Raw genomic sequence first — 26,214 nt, 5'->3', positions numbered from 1 at the left:
CAGCGATAAGAGAGACAACAGCAACAGCAGCTCGCTACGCTCGCTCCCCCTCACCCGCCCTTCGGGCACCCTCTCCCCGCAAGCGGGGCGAGGGACAAGTCAGAGCGGCGAGCTCATGCGATGGCGCGCGGTCGCTGCAGGTCGCGGCGACTCAAACACGCGCCACAAACAACGCCGCACACCCCACCACCTCCACCGAAACCTCGCTGAACCGCTGCGCCAGCGCGCGCCGCAACCCCTCCAGATCATCCTCGCGATTGCAGAACACGCCCTTGCGGTTGTAGGCCTCCATCAATCGCTGCGCGCCCAGGTTGCGCGTCACACCACCCTGCAGCAGCGTCGCGCCGAACAATACGGCGCCGGGATTCATCAACGCCTTGAGGTGATCGAACACCACCGCCTTCTCCGCGATGGATCCCGGAACGCAGTGCAGCAGGTAACACAGTCCCACCGAATCGAACTTCGGCGCGTCCAGCGCAATCGGTTCCAGCACGTTGCGCCGGTAGCTTTCCGGCCGATACCGCGCGATCCGATGCGCCGCGTACTGCAGCGTGTCGGCATTGAGATCCATCAGCGCAACGCGCGGCGATGGCGACGGGAAGCGGCAGCGGTCGAGAAACAGTCCCGTGCCGACGCCAACGTCGAGGTGATTGGCGCTGACATGATCGTTATAGAGCTGCTCCAGCCGTTGCGTCGGACACTTCCACAAGAAGCGGTTGGACACGCCGTGCACCACGAAGTCGTACAGACCGAGAGTCCGCTTCGTGTAAATGGCCTGGCCGGCTTCGACTTCGGCGCTCAGGTTCGTCATACGTCCTTGTTCTCCGGCAGAGGAATGAGAGGCGGCGGGCCCCTTCAGCGCATTATCGCCGCCACAGCAGCGTGCGGTTGTTCGCGGGCATCGCCACATCGGCGACCAGACGCAGGCCGATGCCGCGGGCGAGCGCATCGACGGCTTCGAAGTCGCGAATCCCGGACACCGGATCGCGCGCCTTCAGCCACCCGTCGAAGTCGCGATTACTGTCGCTGGTATACGCGCCGGCGTAATTGAACGGTCCGTACACCGCCAGTACGCCGCCGACATCCGTGGCACTCGCCAGCACGCGTTCGACACCGGCAAAGAATGTTTCCACTTCCGGCCAGCCCATGATGTGCAAGGTGTTGGCGCTGAACACTGCGTCGTACCGGTCAGCCGGCCACGCATCGCGTACATCGAGTTCGATCGGGGCCGGCGTATTCGCGAGCCCGGCTTCGTCCAGCCACATCCGGATGCCCGGCAGATTCTCCGCCCGATCGGCGCACTGCCAACTCAACCACGGCATCGCCGCGGCGAAATGCACGGCGTGTTGACCGGTGCCGCTGCCGATTTCCAGCACCGAACGGCGATCGGAAAAGTGCTCGCGCAACACGGCCAGGATCGGATCGCGATTGCGCTCGCAGGCAGGGGCGAAGGGTTTGTCGGTCACGGTTCTTGTAGGGCGGGTCTTGACCCACCGCACGTTACTTCGATTCGCGAAGCACGGGAACGTGGTGGCGGATTGGCGCAGCGAATTGCGGGTCGAGACCCGCCCTACACCGGCCGCCCGCTCTCGCGCATCAGCTGGTCGAACCGCTCCCAGCGCAGCCGCCGCCGATACACCTTGTTGGTCGGTCGCCACTCCACCGCGCCCTTCGACACCAGCAACGTGCCGAAACGCAGGCCGTCGCGCATCACCACGAACTCGATGTCCTCGCGACCCAGCGAACGCTCCGGGACATTGAACGTCACCGTGTGGGCCATGGCCGGCTCCCGTCGCGGAGCGGGGTGTCCGCGTGTACATCGACTCTACTGCGGACACCCCGACGGGATTGTGAGATCGCCGCTGCCTACTTGCGCGGGCTGAAGATCGGCGTGAGGTAATCCGGCGCGCCCTTGATCCGCTCCAGGTGCGGGTAGCGCAGGCCGTCGTGGTAATCGATCGCCACCGTGCGGTAACGGTCGAACTCCTTGAGCATCAGCCGGATCGGCGCCTTCTCGTTCTTGGCCGCGGTGATCGCATCGGCCAACGCGTCCTTGCTGTATTCGAGGTCGTTGACCGCGACCAGCGTGGCGCCGCTGCCGATGCCGGCGTTGAAGGCGGGGCTGTCCCAACGCACGTCGCTGACCCGGCCGTCGTTGCCCAGGCTCAGGCCCAGCGAATAGATGAAGTCGACCGTGCCGTTGTCCTTCGCTTGTGCCTTGGCGTATGCGCTCGGCGTGTCCTGGTACACCAGCTTCCAGCCGCTGGCTGCGATGCCACCGGTGAGCGGCGCCTTGCCGTCGAGGCGATCGCGCAGGAAGGTGGCCCAGTCGTGCGCGACGATGCCATTGAGCGTGGCGACCACGTCATCGAAGGTGTAGGTGCGCGGCGTCTTCCATTCGCCATCGCCGACGCCGAAGAAGGCACGCGCGAAGTCGTCCAGCGACTTGTGTCCCCCGCTGCGCGCGCGGATCAGTGCGTCGGCTTCCAGCCAGATCATCAGGCCGCCGCTGTAGTAGTCCTCGCTCGTCTGCCAGCTGCGATAGGACTTGGGCGTGCGCGGAGTGATGATCGGATCGTTGGTGGTGTCCTGCACGTTGCGCCACCCCAGACCCGGACGGTTGTCGGTATAGGTCGCCGCGGTCATCGCCAGCGCATCACGCGCCGCGTCGATCGGACGCAGGCCGGAGCGCGCGGTGAGTACGTTGCCCCAGTACTGGGTCTGGCCTTCGTACACCCAGAGCAGACTGTCCTGCATGGGCACGTTGAAATTCGGCGTGGCGAGATCGGCGCCGCGACGGTACTTGCCGTTCCAGGAGTGGGTGAATTCGTGCGCGAGCAGATCGGTGCTGCCGACCTTCTGGTCCCAGTCCTTGAAGTAGCCGGTGCCCACGCCATTCTCGCTGGAGCGCTGGTGCTCGAGGCCGTTACCGCCGAGCTGCTCGGATAGCGAGAACAGGAAGTCGTAGTGGTCGTAGTGCTGCGCGCCGTAGAGCTTCAGCGCCTGGCGCGCGAGTTCGACGTGCTGGGCGACGTGCTCGGGTTTGGCGTCGAGCTGCTTTTCGGTGTCGGCAACGACGTTCAGGCGCACCGGCACCTTGGCGCCCGGCGCGAGATCGAACTGCTTGAAATAGCGGCCGGCGAATACCGGCGAATCGATCAGGATGTCGAGCGGCACGGTGCGGTAATGCACCGTGTCGCCGTCCTTGCGTGCGACATCGAGTGCGGTCGCCGCCTGCCAGCCCCTGGGATAGGTCACGCTGGCATCGAAGGCGATGCGGTCGGCGTTGTGGCCCGCCGGATAGAGCAGCACGGTGTTCCACTTCAGGTTGAGCATGTTCGGCGCCATCGCCACACCGCCCTGGACGCCGTCGGTCGGGGTCAGCAGCTGGTAGTCGGCGACCAGGGTCTGTACGCCAGCGGGCACGGTGACGTGGAAGGCGTAGACGTTCGCCGGATCGCGCTTCCAGGCCAGCTTCTGGCCATTCGCGGTCAGGGTCAGGCCGGCCAGCTTCTCGATCGGGCCGCGCGGCGCGTGGTTGCCGGGCAGCCACTGCGGATACAGCAGCACCAGTTCGCCGGCCTGCACCGGCAGGGTTTCGCGGACGCGATAGATGCGCTGGGCGAGATTGGTGGCATCGACGTCGACCCGGATCGCGCCTGGCGCGTAGGGCACATCCTGCGGCGGTGGGACCTCGGCCCAGGCGGACGGGATGGCGGCGGCAAGAGCGAGCGGCAACAGCGCCAGCGGACTACGGATCATGCATTTCCCCTGTGACTAGCCGGGCATCCTGGCCCACCAGCGCAGGCACGGCCCCCTGCCATTCGGCATGGCACATGCCAATGCGGTCGGGAGCGTGCGTCCGGTCACATCCGCGCGCGTCGATGGCGCACGAAGCAACTGAATGCGGGCGGACAGCGGCCGCTTTACCCGAACCACACGGACGCAGTGCAAGACTGCCGGCTCCCCCCTGCAGGAGTCCTCCGATGCATCGCCGTCCTCTCTTCCCACTGACCGCCGTCCTGCTGCTGGCGCTGAGCGCCTGCGCCACCACCAGCGAATCGGGTTCGTCCGGCATGAGCTCGGCCGCCGATACCGCCTCCGCCGACACCACCGCGTCCATGGCCGCCCCGGCCGCGAACACCACCACCAACTCGGCCGTGTCCTGCAACGCCGAGGCCGCGCGCAGCTTTGTCGGCCAGGCCGCGACCAGCACTGCGGTCGAGCAGGCGCGAAGCGCCGCCACCGCCGACTCGGTCCGCACGCTCAAGCCAGGCCAGGCAATGACGATGGAATTCAACGGCAACCGCCTCAACGTCGACATCGACGCCAACAACATCGTCACCAACGTCAGGTGTGGGTGACGCATAACGTCCAAGTTCGCGGCGGAACGCGGCGGGGCTAGGGCGAAACCTGCCCCGCCGATCCCGCCGCCGTTGCGACCCGGTCCGCAGTCCGTCCCGACTCTCGCGTCAGGACGGCCTTCCGGAGGCATTTCGAGGCTGGCATCGCATTTGCATGAGTAAGGCGCATGCGGCGTCCCGTCTGGATCATTGTTGCGCTGGTAGTAGCCCTCAGCCTGTGGCTGTGGATGCAGCCGCGTGCGTCCGCACCCACGCCAGCGCCCGTCCCGTCCGAGCCCTCGCCGGTTTCCGTGGCGACCAATGCCGGGACGCCAGCCGCGGCGCCCACGCATGCAGAAGCGGACCATCCGGCTACCCGCTATCCCGCCTTCCTGCCCGCCGAAGCGCATGAGGTCCTGCAGCGCATCGCCCGTGGCGGCCCGTTCGCGTACCGGCAGGACGGCAGCGTGTTCCAGAACCGCGAGCGCCGCCTGCCCATGCAACCGCGCGGCTACTACCACGAGTACACGGTGGCGACGCCGGGCTCACCCGACCGCGGCGCGCGCCGCATCATCACCGGTGGCGCACCGCCGGAAGATTACTGGTACACGGATGATCATTACCGCAGCTTCCAGCATTTCGAGGTGTCGCCGTGATGGCGCTCGACGTCCGTGAGGTACTGGCCGATCCCGCGCAGGGCGGCGCCTATTTCGTCGACATGCGCGAAAACAGTTCGCTGGCGGATGCCGCACGCGCCCTGGACTTCCGGGTCGTGCATGTCGACCTAGCCGGCTGTGCCGACAAGGAGGAAGTGCTGCGGCGCTTCGCCAGGGAACTGCAGTTCCCGAGCTGGTTCGGCGGCAATTTCGACGCGCTTGCCGACAGCATCGGCGACCTGTCGTGGGCCCGCGCCGACGGCTACCTGCTGCTGATCGAACACATCGACACCTGGCGGCAGGCCGACGACGACAATTTCGCCACCCTGCTCGACATCCTCAACGAAGCCGCGGTGGTGTGGGGCGAACAGGGCGTGCCGTTCTGGTCGGTGATGCTGCTGCCGCCGGAACAGCTGGACAAGCTGGTGATCTGAGCGCGGTGCGCGATTGCGCGCACTCAAACGCGATCGTCCATGCCCCGCACGCCCGCTTCGCGCGCGCAGTGCGCGCAGCAATAGAAGCGGCCGTCGTGTTCGCAACCGTGGCCGATGATCCGGCAGCCGCAATGCGCGCAGACCGGGGCCAATGCATGGATCGCGCATTCGAACGAATCGAAGGTGCCGCGACCGCGCGGGCCCTCGAGAGTGAAGGCCTTGTCGTAGTCGTTGCCGCAGACGTCGCAACGGGCCATGGCGCGCTCCTGCTTGCGAGGGAGCGGGCAGTGTCGCGCCAGGGCCGTGAGCCGCGCGTTATCCAGGGCAGCTCGTCCTTGTAGAGCCGAGCTTGCTCGGCTGCTTTTGACTTCCCGTAGATCGGCGAAGAAAGCAGCCGAGCAAGCTCGGCTCTACAAAGCAAAAGCTAGGCCGGCTGCGGCACCGCCTGCGGCGCGCGCGCGAAGCGCCACGCCATGCCCAGCGCCACCACCAGCAGCAGGCCCGCGGCCCAGAACGGCGCGCCCGGCTGCTGCGCCGGCGCGTTCTTGCTGATGAACCAGGCGAAGACGCTGGTGTAGAACGTCGGCGCGAGGATGCCGGCCAGGCTCATCAGACTGCTCAACGCACCCTGCACGCGGCCCTGCACGCTGCGATCCACCTGCCGGGTGATGAGCGCCTGGGTCGAAGGCATCGCGAAGCCCCAGAACGCCATGATCGGAATGCCCATCAAGAACAGCATGCCGGTCGGCGCCCAGCCGTAGATCGTGAAGCCGACGATGCCCGCACACAGTCCGAACAGCAGCGCGCGGCGTTCGCCCCACGCTGCGACAGCGTGCTTCACCAGGCCGGCCTGCACGATCACGCCGCACACGCCAACCACGCCGAGCACCATGCCGACCTGTTTGGGATGCCACTGGTACCGGTAGTCGGCAAACAGCACGAAGATGTTCGGATACACGAAGTGGGCGAGGTTGATCAGGAACACCACCGCGGCCAAGCCCCAGATCTGCGGATAGCTGCGCAGCAGCTTGAGCGAACCCAGCGGATTGGCGTGGCGCCAGTCGAACGTCGGCGAGCGATGTTCGCGCGGATGCGATTCGGGCAGCACGAACCAGCCGTAGACGAAATTGCACAACGCCAGGAACGCCGCGCCCCAGAACGGGAAGCGCAGATCGACTTCGCTCAGCAGCCCGCCCATCACCGGACCGATGATGAAACCCAGGCCGAACGCCGCGCCGAGCATGCCGAATGCCTGCGCGCGCTTTTCCGGCGCGGTGACGTCGGCGATATAGGCGTTCGCGGTCGAGAAACTCGCGGAGAAGATCGCCGAGATCACGCGCCCGACCAGCAGCCACGACATCGACGGCGCGAGCGCCATGAAGATGAAGTCGACGCCGAGGCCGAGGCACGACAGCAGGATCACCGGACGGCGCCCGAAGCGGTCCGAAAGCGCGCCCTGGAACGGGGCGCACACGAACTGGATCGCGGAGAACAGAACACCGAACACCCCGATCCAGTGCGCGGCGCTGATGGTGTCGCCACCGGCGAACTGCTTCACCAGCAACGGCAACACCGGAATGATCAGTCCAAACGCGAGGACGTCGATCAGGACGGTGACGAAAATGAAGATCAGCGCCGCTTTGCGCGCGCCGGTGGGGGTGTCGGTCACGGGGGTCGGTTCGATGAAGTGCGAAGGGGAGTTTAGCGTGCGGGTGTTGCAGCGCCTGAGACGTGCGGCTTGCGGCTGACGCACTGCATCGCCGGAACTTGCCCTTCTCCCCGCGCTGCGGGGAGAAGGTGCCCGAAGGGCGGATGAGGGGCGCTTTTCGCTTCTTACGTCCCCTCACCCTGCGTTGCTACGCAACGCTGTCCCTCTCCCCGCAAGCGGGGCGAGGGGTTTCTTCATCGGGGCGATGGCTGCTTCGCTTGAAGCATTCGCTCTAGAAACAGTTTCATTTTCAACTACTTACCCGCGCAAAAACTCATTTGCGGCGGCGCACAAAACATGCTTTATTCGGGCCATCCAAGGGATTCAGGCCGGCCGGATCGCGTGAGCGAACCGCGGCGGCTTGTCCCTGCAATTCGAGAAAACACCCTACCGAAACACCGATACGGACATCTCGCACCGCCGCCCCACGCCTTTGCTTCGCGCCGTCCACCCCACGCTTCACCCGGTTCTACCGATAACGACCGAGGAATGCCCATGGACTCCAGCCCCGCACCGGGCCCGCAAGGTTTGTACGACCCGCGCGACGAGCGCGATGCCTGTGGTTTCGGCCTCATCGCGCAGCTCGACGATGTCCCCTCCGCTGCACTGGTGAAACGCGCGATCGCGGCACTGGTGCGGATGACCCATCGCGGCGGCGTCGCCGCCGACGGCCTCAGCGGCGACGGCTGCGGCGTGCTGATCCGCAAGCCCGATGCCTGGCTGCGCGCCCTGGCCGCCGAAGCGAAGATCACGCTCGGCCAGCTGTACGCCGCGGGTCTAGTGTTCCTGCCGCACGACGCAGTCGCCGCGCAGCATGCGCGCGACACCATGGCCGCTGCGCTGCGCGAAGTGCAGCTCGCCGCTGCCGGCTGGCGCTTGGTGCCGGTCGATGTGAGCGCCTGCGGCGAACGCGCGCGCGCGTCGATGCCGCGTATCGAACAGTTGTTCGTGGTGCCCGCGCTCGATATCGATGGCGCGCGGCCCACGCCGCAACGCTTCCAGCACGCGCTGTATCTCGCCCGGCGCCGCGCCGAACAGCGCCTGCGCGACGCGCAGGACTTCTACGTCGTCTCGCTGTCGGCGCACGCGATCGGCTACAAGGGCATGGTTCTGCCCGAGCGCCTCACTCAGTTCTATCCCGACCTGCAACGCACCGAACTGGCCAGCAGCGCGGTCGTGTTCCACCAGCGCTTCTCCACCAACTCGGCGCCGCGCTGGCCGCTGGCGCAGCCGTTCCGCCTGCTCGCGCACAACGGCGAAATCAACACCATCTCCGGCAACCGCGCCTGGGCGCAGGCGCGCGCGCAGGCCTGGCGCACCAAGGACCTCGATCTGCGCGAGTTCGATCCGGTGATCACCACCGACGGCTCGGACTCGCAATCGCTCGACAACATGCTCGAGCTGCTGCAGGCCGGCGGTTGGGATTTGCTCAAGGCGATGCGCGTGCTGATTCCGCCGGCAACGCAGTCGCTGGAATACCGGGACGCCGATCTCGCCGCGTTCTACGACTACTACGCGATCAATTCCGAACCCTGGGACGGCCCGGCCGGCATCGTCACTACCGATGCGCGCTATGCGGCCTGCACGCTCGACCGCAACGGCCTGCGTCCGGCGCGCTGGGTGAAAACGTTCGACCGGCATTTCATGATCGCCTCGGAAGCCGGCGTGTTCGACCTCGACGAGGCGAACGTCGAAGCCAAGGGCAAGCTCGGTCCCGGCGAGATGATCGCCGCCGACCTGCACGACGGCGTGGTGCTCGACAGCGAGGCGATCGACGCGATCAACCGCGCACGTGCGCCGTACAAGCGCTGGCTCAAGCAGGGCATGACCTATCTGCACAGCGAACTGATCGATCCTCATCTCGCCGCCGAGCCGTTCGACCACGAGACGCTGACCCGCTTCCAGAAGCTGTTCCAGCTCACGCGCGAGGAGCGCGAGCAGGTGCTGCGTCCGCTCGCGGAGACCGAACAGGAAGCAGTCGGCTCGATGGGCGACGACGTGCCGATGGCGGTGCTGTCGCAGCAGGTGCGGCCGCTGTACGACTGCTTCCGCCAGGCCTTCGCGCAGGTGACGAATCCGCCGATCGACCCGCTGCGCGAGGACTGCGTGATGTCGCTGGTCACGCAGCTGGGCCGGGAAGGCAACATCTTCGACGACGGCGTGGACAACGACCGTGGCGCCGCGGCCGTGCATCACGTGATGCTCAATTCGCCGGTGCTGTCGCAGCGCAAGCTGCGCCAGTTGTTGGCGATGGAGCCCTTCGCCGACGCGCACGCGCTGATCGATCTCAACTTCGACACGGCCGAAGGCCTGGAAGCGGCGCTGCGCCGCGTCTGCGCGCAGGCCGAGCAGGCCGTGCGCGACGGTGCGATCTTCCTGCTGCTGAGCGACCGCTATCCGCAACCCGGACGCTTGATGCTGCATGCATTGCTCGCCACCGGCGCGGTGCACCACCACCTGATCCGCGTCGGCCTGCGCTGCAGCGCCAACCTGGTGATCGAAACCGGCACCGCGCGCGACCCGCACCACTTCGCCTGCCTGATCGGTTGCGGCGCGACCGCGGTCTACCCCTACCTCGCCTACCAGACCCTGCACGACCTGGGCGTGCGCGGCATCCTCAAGACCAAGCACGGCGAAGTCGCGCAGATCGGCCGCAGCTACCGGCGTGGGGTGAAGAAGGGCCTGCTCAAGATCCTGTCGAAGATGGGCATCGCCACCGTCGGCAGTTATCGCGGCGCGCAGCTGTTCGAGATCATCGGGCTGGATCGCGACGTCGTGGAGCTGTGTTTCGCCGGCACCGCCGCGCGCTTGGACGGCGCCGGATTCGACGCGTTGCAGGCCGATGCGCAGCACCTCGCCGATCACGCGTGGAATGCCAATGCGCTGCCCGAGATTGGTGGCCTGCTGAAGTATCTGCCGGGCGGCGAATACCATCTGTTCAATCCGGATGTGGTCACGTCGTTGCAGCGCGCGGTCGCCACCGGCGAGGCGCGCGACTGGCAGCGCTATGCCGATGTGGTGAATGAACGGCCCGCGGCGGCGTTGCGCGACCTGTTGCGGTTGAAGGCCGCTGCTACTCCGATTCCACTCGATGAAGTCGAGCCGATCGAAGCCATCGTGCGCCGCTTCGACACCGCCGCGATGTCGCTGGGCGCGCTCTCGCCGGAAGCGCACGAGGCCCTGGCGATCGCGATGAATCGCCTGGGCGGGCGCAGCAATTCCGGTGAAGGCGGCGAGGATCCCGCGCGCTACCGCAGCGACAAGGTCTCGAAGATCAAGCAGATCGCCTCGGGGCGCTTCGGCGTCACCCCCGAGTACCTGGTCAACGCCGAAGTGCTGCAGATCAAGATCGCGCAGGGCGCCAAGCCCGGCGAAGGCGGGCAGCTGCCCGGACACAAGGTCAACGAACTGATCGCGCGGCTGCGTTACGCGATGCCCGGTATCGGTCTGATTTCGCCGCCGCCGCATCACGACATCTATTCGATCGAGGACCTCGCGCAGCTGATCTTCGATCTGCGCCAGGTGAATCCGCAGGCACTGATCTCGGTGAAGCTGGTTTCGCATGCGGGCGTCGGCACGATCGCCACCGGCGTGGTCAAGGCCGGCGCGGACCTGGTCACGATCTCCGGTCACGACGGCGGTACCGGTGCGAGTCCGCTCTCGTCGATCCGTTACGCCGGCACGCCATGGGAACTGGGGCTCTCCGAAGCGAGACAGGCGCTACTTGCCAACGGCCTGCGCGAACGCGTGATCGTGCAGACCGACGGCGGCTTGAAGAGTGGCCTGGATGTGGTCAAGGCCGCGCTGCTTGGCGCGGAAAGCTTCGGCTTCGGCACCGCGCCGATGATCGCGCTGGGCTGCAAGTACCTGCGCATCTGTCACCTCAACAACTGCGCCACCGGCGTGGCTACGCAGGACGATGCGCTGCGTCGCAACCACTTCACCGGCCTGCCCGAGCGCGTGGAGAACTTCTTCCGCCTGCTCGCGGAGGAAGTGCGGCAATGGTTGGCGCAGCTGGGCGTGCGCTCGCTGGGCGAAATCGTCGGGCGGGTCGATCTGCTCGAACAATTCGACAACGACAACGCGCGCCAACGGCATCCCGATCTCGCTCCGCTGCTCGCTCATGACGGTCTCGCACATGGCGGCCATTGCGGCGCGCCGGCACCGGCCGCGGAGGCAGCCGGCCTGGCCGCGCAGCTCGACGCCGACCTCATCGACGCGATTACGTACAAGCGCGGCGGCGACTACGCCTACGCCATCCGCAACACCGACCGCAGCATCGGCGCGCGCCTGTCCGGCCGCATCGCGCGCGCCCACGGCGACCGCGGCATGAGCGATGCGCCAATCACGGTGCGCTTCACCGGCGTCGCCGGGCAGAGCTTCGGCGCGTTCCAGGCCGGCGGCCTGCAGTTCGAACTCACCGGCGAGGCCAACGACTACGTCGGCAAGGGCATGGCCGGCGGCCGCATCGTGTTGAAGTCGTCGCGCGCGGCGCGTTACGAAACGCGGCACGCACCGATCCTCGGCAACACCTGCCTGTACGGCGCCACCGGCGGCGAGCTGTACGCCGCGGGTCGCGCCGGCGAGCGCTTCGGCGTGCGCAACTCCGGCGCGATCGCGGTGGTGGAAGGCGCCGGCGACCATTGCTGCGAATACATGACCGGCGGCGTGATCACGGTGCTCGGCCGCACCGGGCTCAACTTCGGCGCCGGCTTCACCGGGGGCCTGGCCTACGTGCTCGATCTGGAACGCGACTTCGTCGATCACTACAACCACGAACTGATCGATATCCAGCGCATCACCGAGGACGGCATGGAGAACTACCGTTCGCATCTGCGCGATCTGCTGCTCGCTCATGTGCAGCACACCGGCAGCGCGTGGTCGCAGCGCATCGTCGAGGAGATGCGCGACTTCCTCGGCAAGTTCTGGCTGGTGAAGCCGAAGGCGGCGAGTCTGGAAGCGCTGGCCGAGAATCTCAGGAGGGCGGCATGAACGCGACGAGCCGTATCGCCTCTGTTCTTGCTCGTCATTCCCGCGAAAGCGGGAACCCAGCGTCTTTTCTTCGCTACGTCGGAGAGATCGAAGGGCAGAAGCAGAGTCACTGGGTTCCCGCTTTCGCGGGAATGACGAAACCGGAGGGCCGGGTCGGACCATGAGCAAGATGGAAACGAAGAAGCCCACCGCCGCCAAGCCCGTATTCGGCTTCCGCGACCAGCCGCGGCAGATGCCCGAACGTATTCCGCTGGCGCTGCGCCAGGACGGCGACTGGGGCGAGTTGTACGGTCGTTTCGACCACGCCGAGGCGAAGCACCAGGCTGGGCGTTGCCTGGATTGCGGCAACCCGTACTGCGCGTGGAAGTGCCCGCTGCACAACTACATCCCGCAGTGGCTGGAACTCGCGCGTCAGGGCCGCATCGCCGAAGCCGCGGCGTTGTGCCACGAGACCAATCCGCTGCCCGAGATCTGCGGCCGCGTGTGTCCGCAGGATCGCTTGTGCGAAGGCAGCTGCACGCTCAACGACGGCTTCGGTGCGGTCACCATCGGCGCGGTCGAGAAATACATCATCGATGCCGCGTTTGCGGAAGGCTGGCGGCCGGATCTTGGCAACGTCGTCGCCACCGGCAAGCGCGTCGCGGTGATCGGCGCGGGGCCCGCAGGTTTGGCCTGCGCGGACCGGCTGGCGCGCGCGGGCGTGCAGGCGACCGTGTTCGATCGCTACGAGGCGATCGGCGGGTTGCTGCATTTCGGCATCCCCAGTTTCAAGCTCGACAAGACGGTGATGCGGACGCGGCGCGAGATCCTCGACGGGATGGGCGTGCAATTCCGGCTCGGCGTGGAAGTCGGGCGCGACGTCACGCTCGATGCGTTGCTCGAAGAATTCGACGCGGTGTTCCTTGGTCTCGGCAGCTACCGCTATACCGACGGCGGCTTACCAGGACAGGATCTGGCAAACGTGCTGCCGGCGCTGCCGTTCCTGGTGCAGAACGGACGCATCGTGCATGCCGCCGCCGATGCCAAGGCATCGGCTGAGGACCAGCATCCGGTGAGCAGGCCGATCGCCGGCTGGGAGGATCACATCGCCCTGCCCGATCTGAAGGGCAAGCGCGTGGTCGTGCTCGGCGGCGGCGACACCGGCATGGACTGCGTGCGCAGTGCGATCCGACTGGGCGCGGCCAGCGTGAGCTGCGTGTATCGGCGCGACGAAGCGAACATGCCGGGCTCCGCGCGCGAAGTGGCGAATGCGCGCGAGGAAGGCGTGCAGTTCCTGTTCAACCGGCAGCCGCTGGGTCTGCTGGGGACCGAAGCCGTCACCGGTGTGCGTGTGGCCGATACCGTGCTCGGCGAGCCCGATGCCCGAGGGCGCCGCAATGCGGTGGTGGTGCCGGGGAGCGAATCGGTGCTGGCGGCGGACGTGGTGATCATCGCGTTCGGCTTCCAACCGGATGCACCGCAGTGGCTGGCGATACACGGCATCGAGCTGGAGCGCGATGGGCGGATTCGCGTGGGCAAGGAACGGTCGCGTTGCGGTGGTGGTTGCAACGCCGCGACACCGGACGCGTTGCTGCCGTTCCAGACCACGCATCCGAAGATCTTTGCCGGTGGCGATGCGGTGCGCGGGGCGGATCTGGTGGTGACCGCGGCGTATGAGGGACGCGAAGCGGCGGCGGCGATCGTGAAGACTCTAAGCGTGGCGTGATTCCTGCCTTGTAGAGCGGAGCTTGCTCCGCTGCCTTTGATTCTGTCCTGACCGAAAGGCAGCGGAGCAAGCTCCGCTCTACAAAGCGCAGAGGCGGCGGCGATCGTTTAGGCGTTGAGCACAGCCCGCTAAGTTCTTGCCCTTCTCCCCGCCAGCGGGGATAAGGTGGCGCGAAGCGCCGGATGAGAGGCGCTTTTCGCGGTGCTTGCACGGCCCATTACCTGTTTCGCTGCGCGAAGCGGTCCCTCTCCCCGCAAGCGGGGTGAGGGGTAAGGCGCTAGCGCGACCTCATTCCGTCGGTGGCCGCGAATACAAGTCGATGATGTCCCCAATCGCGTCCTGACACACCTGGCAGAACCGCTCGGTACGGCTGAACATCGTGCACTGCATCTCCGAGCGGTAATATCCGCTGGCCTGATAGTTCGCACCTTCGTACGCACCGATCAGCTCATGGTTGGGCTGGCGCGCGATCAACGCATCGGTGAACTTGCGCTCGGCCGCGAACAACGCGCTCATCTCCGACTCCGGCCGGTTCGCCTTGCGCAGCGCGACGCGCTTGGCCTGGTACTCGCGCTGGTAGGCCTCGAATTCGGCCTTGGGCCACGGGGTCGGCAGTGGCGTGGTCGGCGCGACATGGCGTTTCCACTTCAGCTGCGCCGGATCCAGCAGCGCAGTGACGTTGGGTTCCCACGGCTCGGGCCGCTCCTCGCCCGAGGTGTAGGCCACCGGTGAGGTGTAGTACTCGTCGGCGAGCGCGGCGAAGTGGTGGCCGAATTCGTGCACGAACAGATAGTTCGCCCAGTCATTGCCCGCTGCGGCGGTGCTGAACTGGCCGAAGATCCCGCCGCCGCCGTAGGTCTCGTTGTTGACCAGGATCTCGATGAATTCGTTCGGCGCGTACTGCGCCACCTCGCGCAGCGCGCGGTTGTCGAGCGTCAGCACGTAACGCTCGCTGCCGAAGATGTCGTAGCGGGTGCCGAGCGCGGATTGGTGGAAGGTATTGGTCGACGGCCGCGATACCCCCGATTCGCGCGTCGGCACGGCCAACGCCCACACGTTGAAGTCGTGCTCGCGTTCGCGGAACGGCGACACGCTGAACAGATGATCGGCGAGCCGGCGCGCATCGGCTTCGAACTTGCGCAACTCGCCCTGGGTGTAGCCATCGCCGAGGATCAGCAGATCGACCTTCTCCGCCGAGGGGCCGTTATGGCGGATCGCGATCGGCTTGGCCGGCGCGGGTCGCTGCTCGCGCAGCACTTCCATCGCCGCCGGATCGATGTCGACGCTCCACACCACCGAAAACTCGTTGCGGTCGTCGCGTTCCAGCACGCGCACCCGCACCGGTTGTTCGGGCTTGGGAAAACGCAGCGATTCCTGGAAGCCGCGACTGTGCTTCTGCGCCTCTTCGGTCGTGCGCCATTCGCCGAAGATGGTGCTGTAGCCGCGCGAATACAGCACCCTGTTGGTCTTGGGGTCGACCACCTCGAAGCGGTTGAGCCCGCGATTGGTGTGGTCGAGCGGGCGCGCCGGATTGCCGGCCCAGGGCAGTGGCTCGATCACGACGCGGTCGAGCGCGTACTGCTCGGTGAGCGCGTTGCCGGTGTGCACTACATCGACGCGCAGCGTTGCGGGCGCCTCGCCGGCGCATGCCGGGAACGCCAGCATGAGGGCCAGGGCGAACGACCACGACGGATTAAGCTTCATTGCGTCATTTCCTTAAGGAAGCCGGACTTGGAGTCAGCGCGCGGCCCGCAGCGCGAAGCCAACCGCGGTCGCGACAACGAAGAAGCGGGGATGACGCAGGTGGCGGATGCGGTTAGCCGCCGCGCTCCATCGAACGACGAAGCCCTACTCCTGGGCTTTGCAATAGCGCGTGCCCTTGCAGACCACCGGCGTCATGATCTGTGACTGGATCCGCCAGCGGCCGTCCTTGAACTTCCACAGCGCGTAATAGCTGCCGTGTACTTCGATGGACTCGCCTTGTTCCTGCCAGGACTGGAACCAGCGGCCACGCTCGGCGGCAAACGCCCAGCGTGGATTCCGCTCCACGGTTTCGGTGGTGAAGATCAGCAGCAGGTCGGGACGCTTCTGCACCAGGCCTTCATAGGCACGCACGAGGTTCTTCTTGCCGGTCGTGATCCGCGACGGCTCGATCAGCTGGGTGTCGTCGCTGACCAGAGGGCCCAGGTCGGCCATCTTGCGCATGGCGATGGCTTCATTGAACTGTTGGCGCTGCTTGCGAACATCCGGTTCGCTGCCGCCCTTGTTCGTCAGCGTGGCGAATTGCGCGCAGGCGCTGAGCAGCAGCAGGGCCGCCAGCACGCCCAGCCCGCGCAGAGCACGCGAGCCGGCCAGGTGAGCCGCGACCGGCTTGCGATGTTTCGAGACAACGGCCATGTCGCCTTCTCCAGACTGGTTACCGCCTGTGTACGGCTTTGCGCGGCCTCAGGCAAATGGTACGTGCAGGCGCGACCGTGACCGGCCGCGCAGACCCGGGATCAGCGTCCCGGGCCGACGTCGATGAACTGCAGGAACTCGGCGCGGGTGCGTGCGTCCTCACGGAAGCTGCCCAGCATCTTCGAGGTGATCATGCTGACCCCGCGCTTGTGCACGCCGCGGGTGGTCATGCATTCGTGCGCGCCTTCGATGACCACACCGACGCCGCGCGGCTGCAGCACGTCCTGGATCACCTGGGCGATCTGGGCGGTCAGCTTCTCCTGCACCTGCAGGCGACGCGCATAGGTCTCGACCACGCGCGCCAGCTTGCTGATGCCCACGACCTTGCCGTCGGGCAGGTAGCCGACATGCGCCTTGCCGATGATCGGGGCCATGTGGTGTTCGCAGTGACTTTCGAACTCGATGTCGCGCAGCACGATCATCTCGTCGTAGCCCTCGACTTCCTCGAAGGTGCGCTGCAGGTACTCGGTCGGATCTTCGCCGTAGCCGCTGAACCAGTCGCCGAACGCGGTGACGACGCGCTTGGGCGTGTCGATCAGGCCTTCGCGGCGCGGGTCGTCGCCGGCCCAGCTCAGCAGGGTGCGCACGGCGGCTTCGGCTTGCTCGCGCGTGGGTTTGTCGTTGGCCATCGTTCGGCCTCGTTGCAGGGGACGGGCATCGTACTCCAGCCGCGGTTGCGGGCTGAAATGGGACGTGTGCAAAAGCCGTTAGCGCAGGCGCCAGGCCAGCCCGGAGATGCGGGCCGCATGACGTGCCACCGCGGCCCGCAGCACCGCTTCGCCGGCGCACACGTGCAACTCGCGGCGGGCCCGGGTCAGCGCGGTGTAGACCAGCTCGCGCGACAGCGAGCGCGCGTCGTGGCGCGGCAGCAGCAGCCATACCGTGTCGAATTCGGAGCCTTGCGCCTTGTGCACGGTCATGGCGAACGCGCCGCTGTGCGCGGGCAGCGAGGCCGGGTGGAAGCCGCGCACGCCTTCGCTGCCGCCGGCGAACCAGGCCACCGGCACGCCCGCGGGATCGAGCTGGCACACGCCGATGTCGCCGTTGAACAGACCGTGGCGGTAGCTGTTCTCGGTGATCAGCAGCAGGCGGCCGTGGAAGTACGGATCACGCTGCATGCCCGCCAGCGCTTCCTCGATGCGCTGGTTGAGTACGTGCGCGCCTTGTGGCCCCTCGCGCAGCGCGGTGAGCAGGCGCAGGCGCGCGGCGTGCTGCAGGGCCTCGAGCGGATCGTCGAGCTGCTGCAGCGCGCGCCACGGCGCGAGCAGCGCTTCGCGGGTGGCGCCGGCGAGCGGATCGCTCAGGTCGGCATGGAAGTGCACGCCGGCGAGGCCAGCGTGCAGCTGCTGCAGCGTGGCGTCGCCATCGCCGCGGCGCAGGGCTTCGGCCAGGGGAGCCAGGTCGAGCGCGGCGGCCTGGCGATAGCCTCGCTGCAGTTGCACGCGATGACCGGACAGCGCGCCCGCTTCGTCCGCCAGCGCAGGCACGTCGCCCAGCAGCGGTCGTAGTGCCGCGGCGAGAACCGGCGGCAGCGATTCACCTTCGCCGGCGGCATCGGTGATCGCGGCGAGCACGTCGCCGGCTTCGACCGAGGGCAGCTGGTCGCGGTCGCCGAGCAGGATCAGGCGCGCGCCGTCCGGTACCGCTTCGACCAGCCGGCACATCAGCGGCAGGTCGACCATCGAGGCTTCATCGATCACCAGCACCTCGAACGGCAGCGGATGGTCGGCGTCGTGACGGAAGCGCGGGCTGTCGGGCAGCGTGCCGAGCAGGCGATGCAGCGTGCTGGCCGTGTCGGGCATGGCGTCGAGCAGCGCGGGATCGATGTCCGGCAATGCACGCAGCTGCGCGGTCGCCGCGCGCAGGCTTTCGGCCATGCGTTCAGCGGCGCGGCCGGTGGGGGCGGCCAGGGCGATGCGCGGCGGTGCGAGTCCGGCCAGGCGCGCCTGCGCGAGCAGCAACAGCAGCACGCGGGTGATCGTGGTGGTCTTGCCGGTGCCGGGGCCGCCGGTCACCAGCAGTAGCGAACGCAGCAAGGCCAGCGCGGCGGCGCGTGCCTGGCGATCGCCTTCTTTGGCATGCGGGAACAGTGCGGCGAACAGCGGCACGAGTGCGGCGAGGTCGCCGGTGGCAGGCGGCGCGTTCGCGATGCGACGCAGGCCCGCGGCGAGGCGGCGTTCGAATTCACGATAGCGGCGCAGATAGAGCATGCCGCGCTCGAGTGCGAGCGGTGCCTGTGCGCTCGTGGCGTCGGCATCCGGTTGCGCGACCCAGCGCGAGCCGCGCAATGCCGCTTCCCATTCGCCCGCATCCGGCCACGGTGCCTCGGCGGCGCAGACCAGCTGCGGCCGCGCCAGATCGAGTCCGGCGTGGCCTTGCGCGACGGCGGACGAAGCCAATGCCGCGGCAACGAGTACACGCTCATCGGTGTCGCCATCCTCGGCGCCGAGCCGACGCAGGCTCTGCGCCAGCGCATGATCGATCGGGCGCAGCGCGCCCTGACGTAGCAGGGTGTCGAGCAGGCTCATGCCACCTCCCCCGCCGCGTCGTATCCGAACAGCGCATCCAGCGCCTCGATCAGCGCGCGCGGCGGCAACCACGCGTGCACGCCCGGCGCGGCCGGGTCGCTGGCGTCGAGACCGCGGCAGAACAGATAGCGGATGCCGCCGAAGTGGGTGTCGTAGGCGTAGCTTTCGCCGAGGCGGAAGCGCAGCCAACGGTGCAGCGCCAGCGCGTACAGCAGCGCCTGCAGGGTGTATTCGCTGTCGTCCATCGCCGCGGCCAGCGCCTCGGGCTGGTAGCCGGCGAGGCGGTTGGATTTGTAGTCCAGCACATGGAAACGCCCGGCATGCGCATAGACCAGGTCGATCTTGCCGGTCATCAGGCCTTCCAGGCGCTGGCGCGTGCCGAAGGCGTGGCGCTGTTGCAGCAGCCCGTGCGCGTGCAGCAGCGCGAGCAGATCTGCGACCGCAGTGGGGCGCAGGGCGAAGTGGAATTCCATTTCGACCGCGCGCTCATCAGGCGGTACCGCGCACAACCGCGCGCCTTCCGGCAACGCCACGGTGAGCGTATGGCCGATCAGCGGCTCCAGCACGGCGACGCCGTCGTCGATGTCGGCATCGCCGTAGCCGCCGGCCTGCAAGGCCGCGCGCAGGTGTGCCTGTTGCTCGGTCGAAGGTGACATGTGCGGCCACTGCGCCCACGCGGCGAAGTCCACGCGCTCTAGCGCGCCGTGCAGCACGTTGCCGAAGCGGCTGCCGGCGAAACGCGCATCGCCCTCGAATAGCGCGGGCGTGGGTTCGTCCTGCGCGCCGCCTTCCTCGGTGACCGCGCGCGGCGCGGCTTCGACCGCGCCGGCGGCTTCGTTGGCGAGCTGGGTGAAGCTGTAGACCCACCAGTCGCGCGGCACGCTGCGGCGTGCGTTGCGGGCGGGTGGCACCGCTGCACGTTGTTCCGCGGCGAGTGCATCGGGCAGGGTCAACGGGAGCGCGATCTGTTGCACCTCGATGGCTTCGCCCAGCTGCGCCGCGAGCGCGTGGGGATCATCGAGCATCCGCGCCAATGGACTGAGTTCGGCCTGCGCGAACGGGCCCGTCGCCAGCCATAGGGCATGCCGCGCACGGGTCAGGCCGACGTAGAGCAGGCGCGCGTCTTCACCACGTTCTTCTTTCTCTTGTTCGCCCTTCGCGTGTTCCCATGCCGCCTTGGCGACCGGCGTCGCCTCACTGCGCAGCTGCAGCACGCGTTGCGTGCCGTCGTGGTATTCGCACAGGTTGCCGTTGCGGCTGTCGCGACCGATCGCCGCGAACGGCAGGAACACGAACGGAAATTCCAGGCCCTTGCTCTTGTGCAGGGTCAGGATCTGCACGCAGCGCGCATCGGACTCCAGACGCAGCTGCTGGGTTTCATCGCTGTCGTCGGCCTCGGCGATCTGCAGACGCAACCAGTCGACCAGACCATGCTCGCCGACCGCATGGGTGTCGGCTTCCTGCAGCGCTTCGGCCAGCTGCAGGGCATTGGTCAGGCGCCGCTCCCCGTCGCTAAGCGCGAGCAGGCGCGGCGCCTGTTCCGCACACACCGCGTTGAGCAGCGCCAATGGTCCGTGCCGGCGCCAGCGATCGCGCCAGGCCAGTGCGCGCAGCTGCCAATCGCGGTGCAGCGCCGCCGTGCTGTCGAAGCTGGCCAGTGTGGCGGCATCAAGCCCGACCAGCATCGTCGCCAGCGCGCCGCGCAAGCGTGCGTCGTCGTCCGGATGCAGCAACGCCTCGAGCAGCGCGAGCACATCGCGCGCCTGTTCGGTCGCGAACAGACTGCTGCGACCGGCGGCGACCGCGGGGATACCACTGCGCACCAGCGCCTCGCGCATCAGCGTGGCTTCGGCGTGGTTGCGCACCAGCACGGCGATATCGCCGGGTTCGGGGGCGCGCTCGCGGTCCTTCTCGCGCAGCAGCGCGCGGCCCGTGCGCGCATCCGCCAGCAGCGCGTGCACCGCGGTCACGCAGGCGTGCGCCGCAAGCGTGCGGGCCTCGCCGACGCTCCATTGCGGTCGCTTGCGGCCATCGTGCGGTGGCGGCAGCACGGCCAGGGTCAACGCCGCGGCGTCATACCCATCGCGGCGGAAATCCGCATCGCGCACGGCATCGCCCGCGTGCACCTCGCGGAAGCGGATGCGCGCATCGACGAAGGCGGTATCGCCGGCCCGGTCGTACAACGCGGCAATCGCCCCCAGCAGCGCAGGCCGCGAGCGGAAGTTGCGATCGAGCGCCGGGGCCCGCTGCGCGCGCTCGGCCGCGGCCAGATAGGTGTGCACATCGCCGCCGCGGAAACGGTAGATCGCCTGCTTGGGATCGCCAATCAGGAACAGGTTCGGCGCGAGCACCGCTTCCTGCGCCAGCATATCGCCGAACACGCGTTGGAAGATTGCCCACTGGCGTGAATCGGTGTCCTGGAATTCGTCGACCAGCGCGAACGCGTACTGCGCACGCAGGCGTTCGACCAGACGCGCGCCGTGCAGGCCATCCAGCGCCTGGGCGAGATCCGCGATCAGGTCATCGAAGGTCTGTTCGCGACGCAGGCGCTTCAATGCGGCCAGCCGCTGCGCGCCGAGTTCACGCACGCGATGCACCAGCGCAATGCGCTGCGCGCCCAGCCATTCGGCGCGACGCTCGGCGACCTCGAGATAGTCGGCGACGGCTTCAAACAGCGGCGAGGTCGGGGTCGGCAACGGCGCGCCGGGCTTCTTCGGCTTGTTGGTCTTGTCCGCGAGCATCTGCGGGGTGAGCCGGTCGATGCGCTCGTGGATCACGGCGGTCGCGTCGTCCATTGCGCACCAGTGCGCCAGCGAACGCTGCAACTCGGACGGCAACTCCTTCTTGTAACTGGTGCCGTTGAGCACCTTGCCGTCGATCGCTGCCGACAGCGCGGCGCAAGCGTCGTCGCCATGGGCCAGGAAGGCGCCGCGCAATACATCGGCAGCGACACGCAATGCGGGCAACGGATCGGGCACACCCGGATCCGGTGCAGGCGGCTCGATACGCGGCGCGCGCAACAACGGGCCCAGATCCTTGGCGAAGTCGTCGGGCGTGCGCCATTGCGCCTGCAGCAGCTCGGCTTCCGCCGCATCCGCACCGAGCACGCGCCACAGGTCGGTGGCGACCGCGTCGATCAGTTCGCGCTCGCTGCCGATCAAGTCCGGCGCGAGCAGCGGCTGGCCGGCTTCGACCGCGTGTTCGGCCAGCGCGCGGGCGCAGAAGCCGTGGATGGTGAACACCGCGGCCAGGTCCATCTCGCGCGCGGCCTGGCGCAGGCGGCGCGCCAGGGCCACCGGGTTCTCTTTTTTGGCCTGGCGTTCGATCAGCACGCGCGTGATCGCCGCATCGCCGTCGTCGGCGAGCGAAGTCGGCATCAGCGCGACTTCGTTGGCGAGGCGCGCGGCGAGTTCCAGGCGCACACGCAGGCGTTCGCGCAGTTCCTGCGTCGCCGCCTCGGTGTAGGTGACCGCGAGGATCTGGCCGACGCGCAGCTGGCGCTCGATCACCAGGCGCGTGACCAGCGTGGCCAGGGTGAAGGTCTTGCCGGTGCCGGCGCTGGCTTCGATCAGGCGCACGCCGTCGAGCGGCAGGTCGAGGAAATCCCGCGGCGGAGCGTCCGGTGCGAGTCGCGGTGCGTTCATGCTGGCGCTCCGGCGTCCATCGCATTCGCACGCGGCGCTACCGCATCGAACAGGCGTGTTGCCAATTCGCGGAAGCGTGCGCCATCGAGCTCGTCGAGGAACGGGTCGCGCCCGCGCAATGCGAGCTGCACCGTCGCGGAATCGACTTCGCCCCATTTACGGTCGTTGCCGAACCATTGCTCGCGCGCCGCCTTCCAGGCGGCCGTCTGGTCGGCGTCGTTATCGCGTGGCGCGGCGTACCACAGCCACGCGGAGCGGGCCTGCAGCGGCAGCGGTTCGCGCAGGCCTTCGCGGCGCAGCGCCAGCAAGGCGCGCAAGGCGTCGCGCGCTTGTTCAGAAGAAATTGGCGGACGCAGACGCACTTCGGGCCCGCCTTCCCACTGCGCCAGCTGGGCCAGCGGGCGCGTATCGCCCAACGCCGACAGCACCAGCCAATCCAGGCCATGCGCGATCTGCGCCGGTCCGTGCAGCGTGTCCAGGCGCAGGCGCAATGCGCCGTGCGGGTACAACCGGTCGAGATGGCCGTACAGGCGCACGCCATCGAGGTCGATTTCGAACGCACGGGTCTGCGCTTCGCCCTCTCGCCAGCGGCGTAATGCAGCCGCATACGGCTCGACGTCCGCGCGCAGCCGCGCGAGCTGGCGTTCGCCCAGCGCGCCCGACGGCAGCAGTGCACGCGCACGCAAGCGCCGGGCAAGATCGTTTGTATCTGCGTCGACGCAGGCATCGAACACCACCTGCTGCAGACGCCAGCGTTCCAGTCCGCCCGCCGGTGCGGTCAGCGGATCCAGATCGGAATGCACGGCGATGTCGTCGGGCAGGCGCAGGCCCATACGCGTACGCAGGAAACCCTCGGCGGGATCGGTGAGGAAGCGGCGCAACGCAACCAGCGGCAGTTCGGTTTCGGCGTCGACGTCAGCCAGTACCTCGCTGAACCACGGCCGCGGTTCGCTGCGCGGTCCGCGCAATGCATCGGCGGCCGGATGCCACGCCGCCTGGTAGCTGTAATGGCGCGGCTCCTCGCTGTCGCCAAACGCACGCGGCGCGAACGGCTGCAGCGGATGGTGCAGGACCAGCGCGCGGCGCGCATCGGCATCAACGTGGTAGGCGGCCGCGGCATCGAGCAGTTCCGACACCAGCACCGACGGCTCGCGCGCACTGCCATCGCGCGGATCGGCGCCGAGCCAGCTGACGTAGAACACGTCGCTGGCCGCGGCGAACAACTGCAGGAACAGGAAGCGATCGTCTTCGCGCAATGAGCGGTCGCCGTAACGGCGCGCCGGCGTGGTGAGTTCCTGGGTCAGCTTGTTGAGGCCGCCGGCCGGATCGCGGCGCGGGTAGTCGCCGTCGTTCATGCCGAGCACGCAGATCACCCGGAACGGCAGCAGCCGCATCGGCACCATGCGCGCGAAGCTGACCCCGCCGGTAAGCAGCGGCGCGCGGGTGTCGGATTCGGCCAGCGCCTGCTGGAACCAGGCGCGCACTACTTCGGGCGGCACCGGCTCCGCCACGCCCGCGGTGAGCGCGCTGGTGGCGAAGGTGTCGATCTGCTGGCGCAGGCGTTCGATCGCGCGTTGGTCGGCGGCAACGCGCGGACGTTCCGGCAACAGCGCGTCGAGCAGCGCGCACAGGGTTTCGCGCCATTGCGCCGGCGGCATCGCGCGACCGAGCAGGCGTTCGTGCCGGGCGAACACGCGCAGCACGCGGATCAAGGCGTTGAGTGCATCGAGCGCGCTGCCTTCGAGCTCGGTCCACGGCGCGACGCCGGCGAGGTCCTCGTCGTCGCCGCTGGCATGACCGAGCAGCAGGCGATCGAGCGCGAAACGCCAGGTGTAGGCCGCGTCCGCCGGTGCGTCGTGGCGGGTGCGGTGGTCGGGGTCCAGGCCCCAGCGCGCGCCGGCTTCATGCAGCCAGTCCCGCAGACGCTCGAGCCCGGCCGCGTCCAGGCCCGCGGCTTCGGCCACCGCCGGCGTCGCGAGCAGATCGAGCACTTCGCTGACGCCGAAGCGCGAGGTCGGCAACGCGAGCAGGCGCAGAAACACTTCCGCCAGCGGCTCACCGGCGAGCGGGCTCAAATCGGCGAGCGCGTACGGGATGTAATCGCGAGTGCCGGCGAGCGCGCCGAACACCGCTTCGATATGCGGGCGATACAGATCGATGTCGGGCGACAACACCGCGATCTCGCGCGCCTGCAGCGGCGGATCGAAGCGGCGGCCGTCGGCCAGTTCGTTGTCGAGCAGCGCGCGCAGGCGATCGTGCAGCACCTGCACTTCGCGCAGACGGGTGTGGCAGGCGTGCGCCTGCAGGCTGGGATCGTCGCGATCGAGGGTCTTGCGCCACGGCCGCGGCGCGCGCCGGTGCAGCAGGTCGCGCTGCAGGCGGCCGAGCAGCGAATCCTGCGCGGGGGCATCGCCTGGCAGTGCTTCCGGATCGGCGTAGCGTTCGAATTCGTGCGAGGGATGCACGACTTCGTGCCCGCCGAGTACGGCCATGAAATCGCGCCCGGCCGCGCCCCAGGCGGCGAGCAGTGGATTCTCGTCTTCGTTGACTTCCGGATCTTCGCGCAGGCGCTGGGCGTAGGTCGGTAAGTCGCCCCAGTAACGTCGCGACGGCGTGGGCACATAAAAGTGCAGCGCGCCGACACGGGCCTGGGTGGCGATCACGCGCAGCACGTCGGGCGAGATGTTGAGCGTGGCGAAGGCGAACAGGCGTGGCGGCAGCGCGCTCGGCAGCGGCGCCTCGGACGCTTCGAAGCGCGCCAGGTAGTCGTCGATGCGGCGCGCGCGGTGGCGTTGTTGGCCGGCGACGCGGCGCCACAGCTCGGCCTGGGCATCGTAGGGATCGCGTCCAGATTCCCAGGCCAGCAGCCAGTCGCGGCGCCAGGCCTGGTACTTCTCGAAGATCCCGGCGAGCTCGCCCGCGAGCGCCCATGGCTTCAGCGCGTCGTCGCCGCTCAGGTACTCGCGCAGCGGCGTCAGCGCGCGACCGGTGAGTGCGCTCGGGTCGGACAGTTGGGCGTACAGGCGCCATTGCAGCGCAGCGGCATCGAGATCCTCGCTGGCGCCGGGTACGTTGGCGTCGAGCGCATGGCGCACGAATTCGCCCGGGGTCAGGAACTGGAGATGCGCGGCAATGCCGTGTCGCTGCGCCAGCGTCGCCTGCAGCCAGCGCCGCATCGCCACCTGCGGGATCAGCACTACGTCCGGCGTAAGCAGCGGGCGCCCGGGCACGGGTTCGCGCAGCTCCCTGGCCAGGAGTTCCGCGAGCACGTCCAGTGCATTGGAGTGGTAGAGGCGGAAGTCGGGCACGGCGGGCATTGCCGGGCATCTTGCCGGATAGGGGTCGCAAGCGGCGAGACACAAGTGTGCCCTGGCCCTGTCCCGACACCATCCCGCACACGACCTCTCTCAACGGACGCGAGTCTCTCTCCGCATCAGGAAGCCCGCTTCTCCCCGCCTGCGGGGAGAAGCTCCCCGAAGGGGTGATGAGGGGGAGCGAGCGCAGCGAGTTGCTCTTGATCTTTTGACTTGGCCTTCTTCAAGCAACAGCAAATGCAGCTCGCTGTGCTCGCCGCCCCTCACCCGCCCTTCGGGCACCCTCTCCCCGCTTTGCGGGGAGAGGGACAAGCTCTGGTGCGGGGAGAGGGACAGCACAACGCAACGCGCAGCCCAGCACCCACCTCTGCGACAATGCGCGCCTGCCATCTCCTGTTCAGCCGCGCACCCCCATCCTTGCGCGCGTTTTGCT

The 26,214-nt window shown here is 68.0% G+C and carries 17 protein-coding genes; 5 read left to right on the top strand and 12 right to left on the bottom strand.

What is annotated here, in order from left to right; genetic code table 11:
- Window positions 1-151: 151 nt before the first annotated feature.
- The 4 genes from ACYVGK_RS01355 to ACYVGK_RS01340 all read right to left on the bottom strand — a co-directional run bounded on the left by ACYVGK_RS01355 (window position 152) and on the right by ACYVGK_RS01340 (window position 3,762).
- On the bottom strand, window positions 152-811 hold the full coding sequence (locus ACYVGK_RS01355; protein ID WP_460731432.1) for a class I SAM-dependent methyltransferase: 660 nt from the start codon (window positions 809-811) through the stop codon (window positions 152-154).
- Between the two features lie 52 nt (window positions 812-863).
- The gene (locus ACYVGK_RS01350) at window positions 864-1,466 is read right to left on the bottom strand and encodes a DUF938 domain-containing protein (RefSeq protein WP_460731431.1); all 603 of its coding nucleotides are present in this window, start codon (window positions 1,464-1,466) and stop codon (window positions 864-866) included.
- Between the two features lie 104 nt (window positions 1,467-1,570).
- Window positions 1,571-1,780 carry a hypothetical protein gene (locus tag ACYVGK_RS01345; RefSeq protein WP_460731430.1) on the bottom strand — a complete coding sequence of 70 codons (210 nt, stop codon included), beginning with the start codon at window positions 1,778-1,780 and terminating at the stop codon, window positions 1,571-1,573.
- A gap of 86 nt (window positions 1,781-1,866) precedes the next feature.
- Complete coding sequence (locus tag ACYVGK_RS01340) at window positions 1,867-3,762, bottom strand: M61 family metallopeptidase (protein WP_460731429.1); 1,896 nt, start codon at window positions 3,760-3,762, stop codon at window positions 1,867-1,869.
- Window positions 3,763-3,986: 224 nt separating this feature from the next.
- Between ACYVGK_RS01340 and ACYVGK_RS01335 the strand changes: the two genes are divergently transcribed.
- The 3 genes from ACYVGK_RS01335 (at window position 3,987) to ACYVGK_RS01325 (ending at window position 5,433) form a co-directional block, all read left to right on the top strand.
- On the top strand, window positions 3,987-4,364 hold the full coding sequence (locus tag ACYVGK_RS01335; protein ID WP_460731428.1) for an I78 family peptidase inhibitor: 378 nt from the start codon (window positions 3,987-3,989) through the stop codon (window positions 4,362-4,364).
- Between the two features lie 167 nt (window positions 4,365-4,531).
- Window positions 4,532-4,999 (top strand): guanyl-specific ribonuclease, encoded by a 468-nt coding sequence (locus ACYVGK_RS01330; protein WP_460731427.1) that lies wholly within the window; start codon window positions 4,532-4,534, stop codon window positions 4,997-4,999.
- Complete coding sequence (locus tag ACYVGK_RS01325) at window positions 4,999-5,433, top strand: barstar family protein (RefSeq protein ID WP_460731426.1); 435 nt, start codon at window positions 4,999-5,001, stop codon at window positions 5,431-5,433. The genes ACYVGK_RS01330 and ACYVGK_RS01325 overlap by 1 nt, the downstream gene beginning before the upstream one ends.
- A 23-nt stretch (window positions 5,434-5,456) precedes the next feature.
- Here the strand turns inward: ACYVGK_RS01325 and ACYVGK_RS01320 are convergent, their stop codons facing one another.
- Both ACYVGK_RS01320 and ACYVGK_RS01315 read right to left on the bottom strand, forming a co-directional pair.
- Window positions 5,457-5,690 carry a hypothetical protein gene (locus ACYVGK_RS01320; RefSeq protein WP_460731425.1) on the bottom strand — a complete coding sequence of 78 codons (234 nt, stop codon included), beginning with the start codon at window positions 5,688-5,690 and terminating at the stop codon, window positions 5,457-5,459.
- A gap of 167 nt (window positions 5,691-5,857) precedes the next feature.
- Window positions 5,858-7,117, bottom strand: a complete 1,260-nt coding sequence (locus tag ACYVGK_RS01315) for a TCR/Tet family MFS transporter (RefSeq protein WP_460732414.1) — start codon at window positions 7,115-7,117, stop codon at window positions 5,858-5,860.
- 519 nt (window positions 7,118-7,636) lie between these two features.
- On the opposite strand from ACYVGK_RS01315, the gene gltB reads away from it, so the two are divergent.
- Both gltB and ACYVGK_RS01305 read left to right on the top strand, forming a co-directional pair.
- Window positions 7,637-12,133, top strand: a complete 4,497-nt coding sequence (gene gltB / locus ACYVGK_RS01310) for a glutamate synthase large subunit (RefSeq protein ID WP_460731424.1) — start codon at window positions 7,637-7,639, stop codon at window positions 12,131-12,133.
- Between the two features lie 169 nt (window positions 12,134-12,302).
- A complete protein-coding gene (locus ACYVGK_RS01305) occupies window positions 12,303-13,838 on the top strand; it encodes an FAD-dependent oxidoreductase (RefSeq protein WP_460732413.1) in 1,536 nt (511 codons plus the stop codon).
- Window positions 13,839-14,126: 288 nt separating this feature from the next.
- On the opposite strand, the gene ACYVGK_RS01300 is transcribed toward ACYVGK_RS01305, so the two are convergent.
- The 6 genes from ACYVGK_RS01300 to recC form a co-directional block, all read right to left on the bottom strand.
- A complete protein-coding gene (locus ACYVGK_RS01300) occupies window positions 14,127-15,542 on the bottom strand; it encodes a M64 family metallopeptidase (protein WP_460731423.1) in 1,416 nt (471 codons plus the stop codon).
- A gap of 144 nt (window positions 15,543-15,686) precedes the next feature.
- Complete coding sequence (locus ACYVGK_RS01295) at window positions 15,687-16,235, bottom strand: nuclear transport factor 2 family protein (RefSeq protein ID WP_460731422.1); 549 nt, start codon at window positions 16,233-16,235, stop codon at window positions 15,687-15,689.
- A 101-nt stretch (window positions 16,236-16,336) separates the two neighbouring features.
- Window positions 16,337-16,924, bottom strand: a complete 588-nt coding sequence (folE, locus tag ACYVGK_RS01290) for a GTP cyclohydrolase I FolE (protein ID WP_460731421.1) — start codon at window positions 16,922-16,924, stop codon at window positions 16,337-16,339.
- A 78-nt stretch (window positions 16,925-17,002) separates the two neighbouring features.
- Window positions 17,003-18,823: an exodeoxyribonuclease V subunit alpha gene (gene recD / locus ACYVGK_RS01285; protein ID WP_460731420.1), complete on the bottom strand. Its 1,821-nt coding sequence runs from the start codon at window positions 18,821-18,823 to the stop codon at window positions 17,003-17,005.
- Complete coding sequence (gene recB, locus ACYVGK_RS01280; RefSeq protein WP_460731419.1) at window positions 18,820-22,467, bottom strand: exodeoxyribonuclease V subunit beta; 3,648 nt, start codon at window positions 22,465-22,467, stop codon at window positions 18,820-18,822. Before recB ends, recD begins: the two co-directional genes overlap by 4 nt.
- Window positions 22,464-25,784: an exodeoxyribonuclease V subunit gamma gene (gene recC / locus ACYVGK_RS01275; RefSeq protein WP_460731418.1), complete on the bottom strand. Its 3,321-nt coding sequence runs from the start codon at window positions 25,782-25,784 to the stop codon at window positions 22,464-22,466. The genes recB and recC overlap by 4 nt, the downstream gene beginning before the upstream one ends.
- Window positions 25,785-26,214 lie beyond the last annotated feature (430 nt).

Source organism: Lysobacter tyrosinilyticus (assembly GCF_054779815.1).
This window is presented reverse-complemented; position numbering and strand designations above follow the sequence as displayed.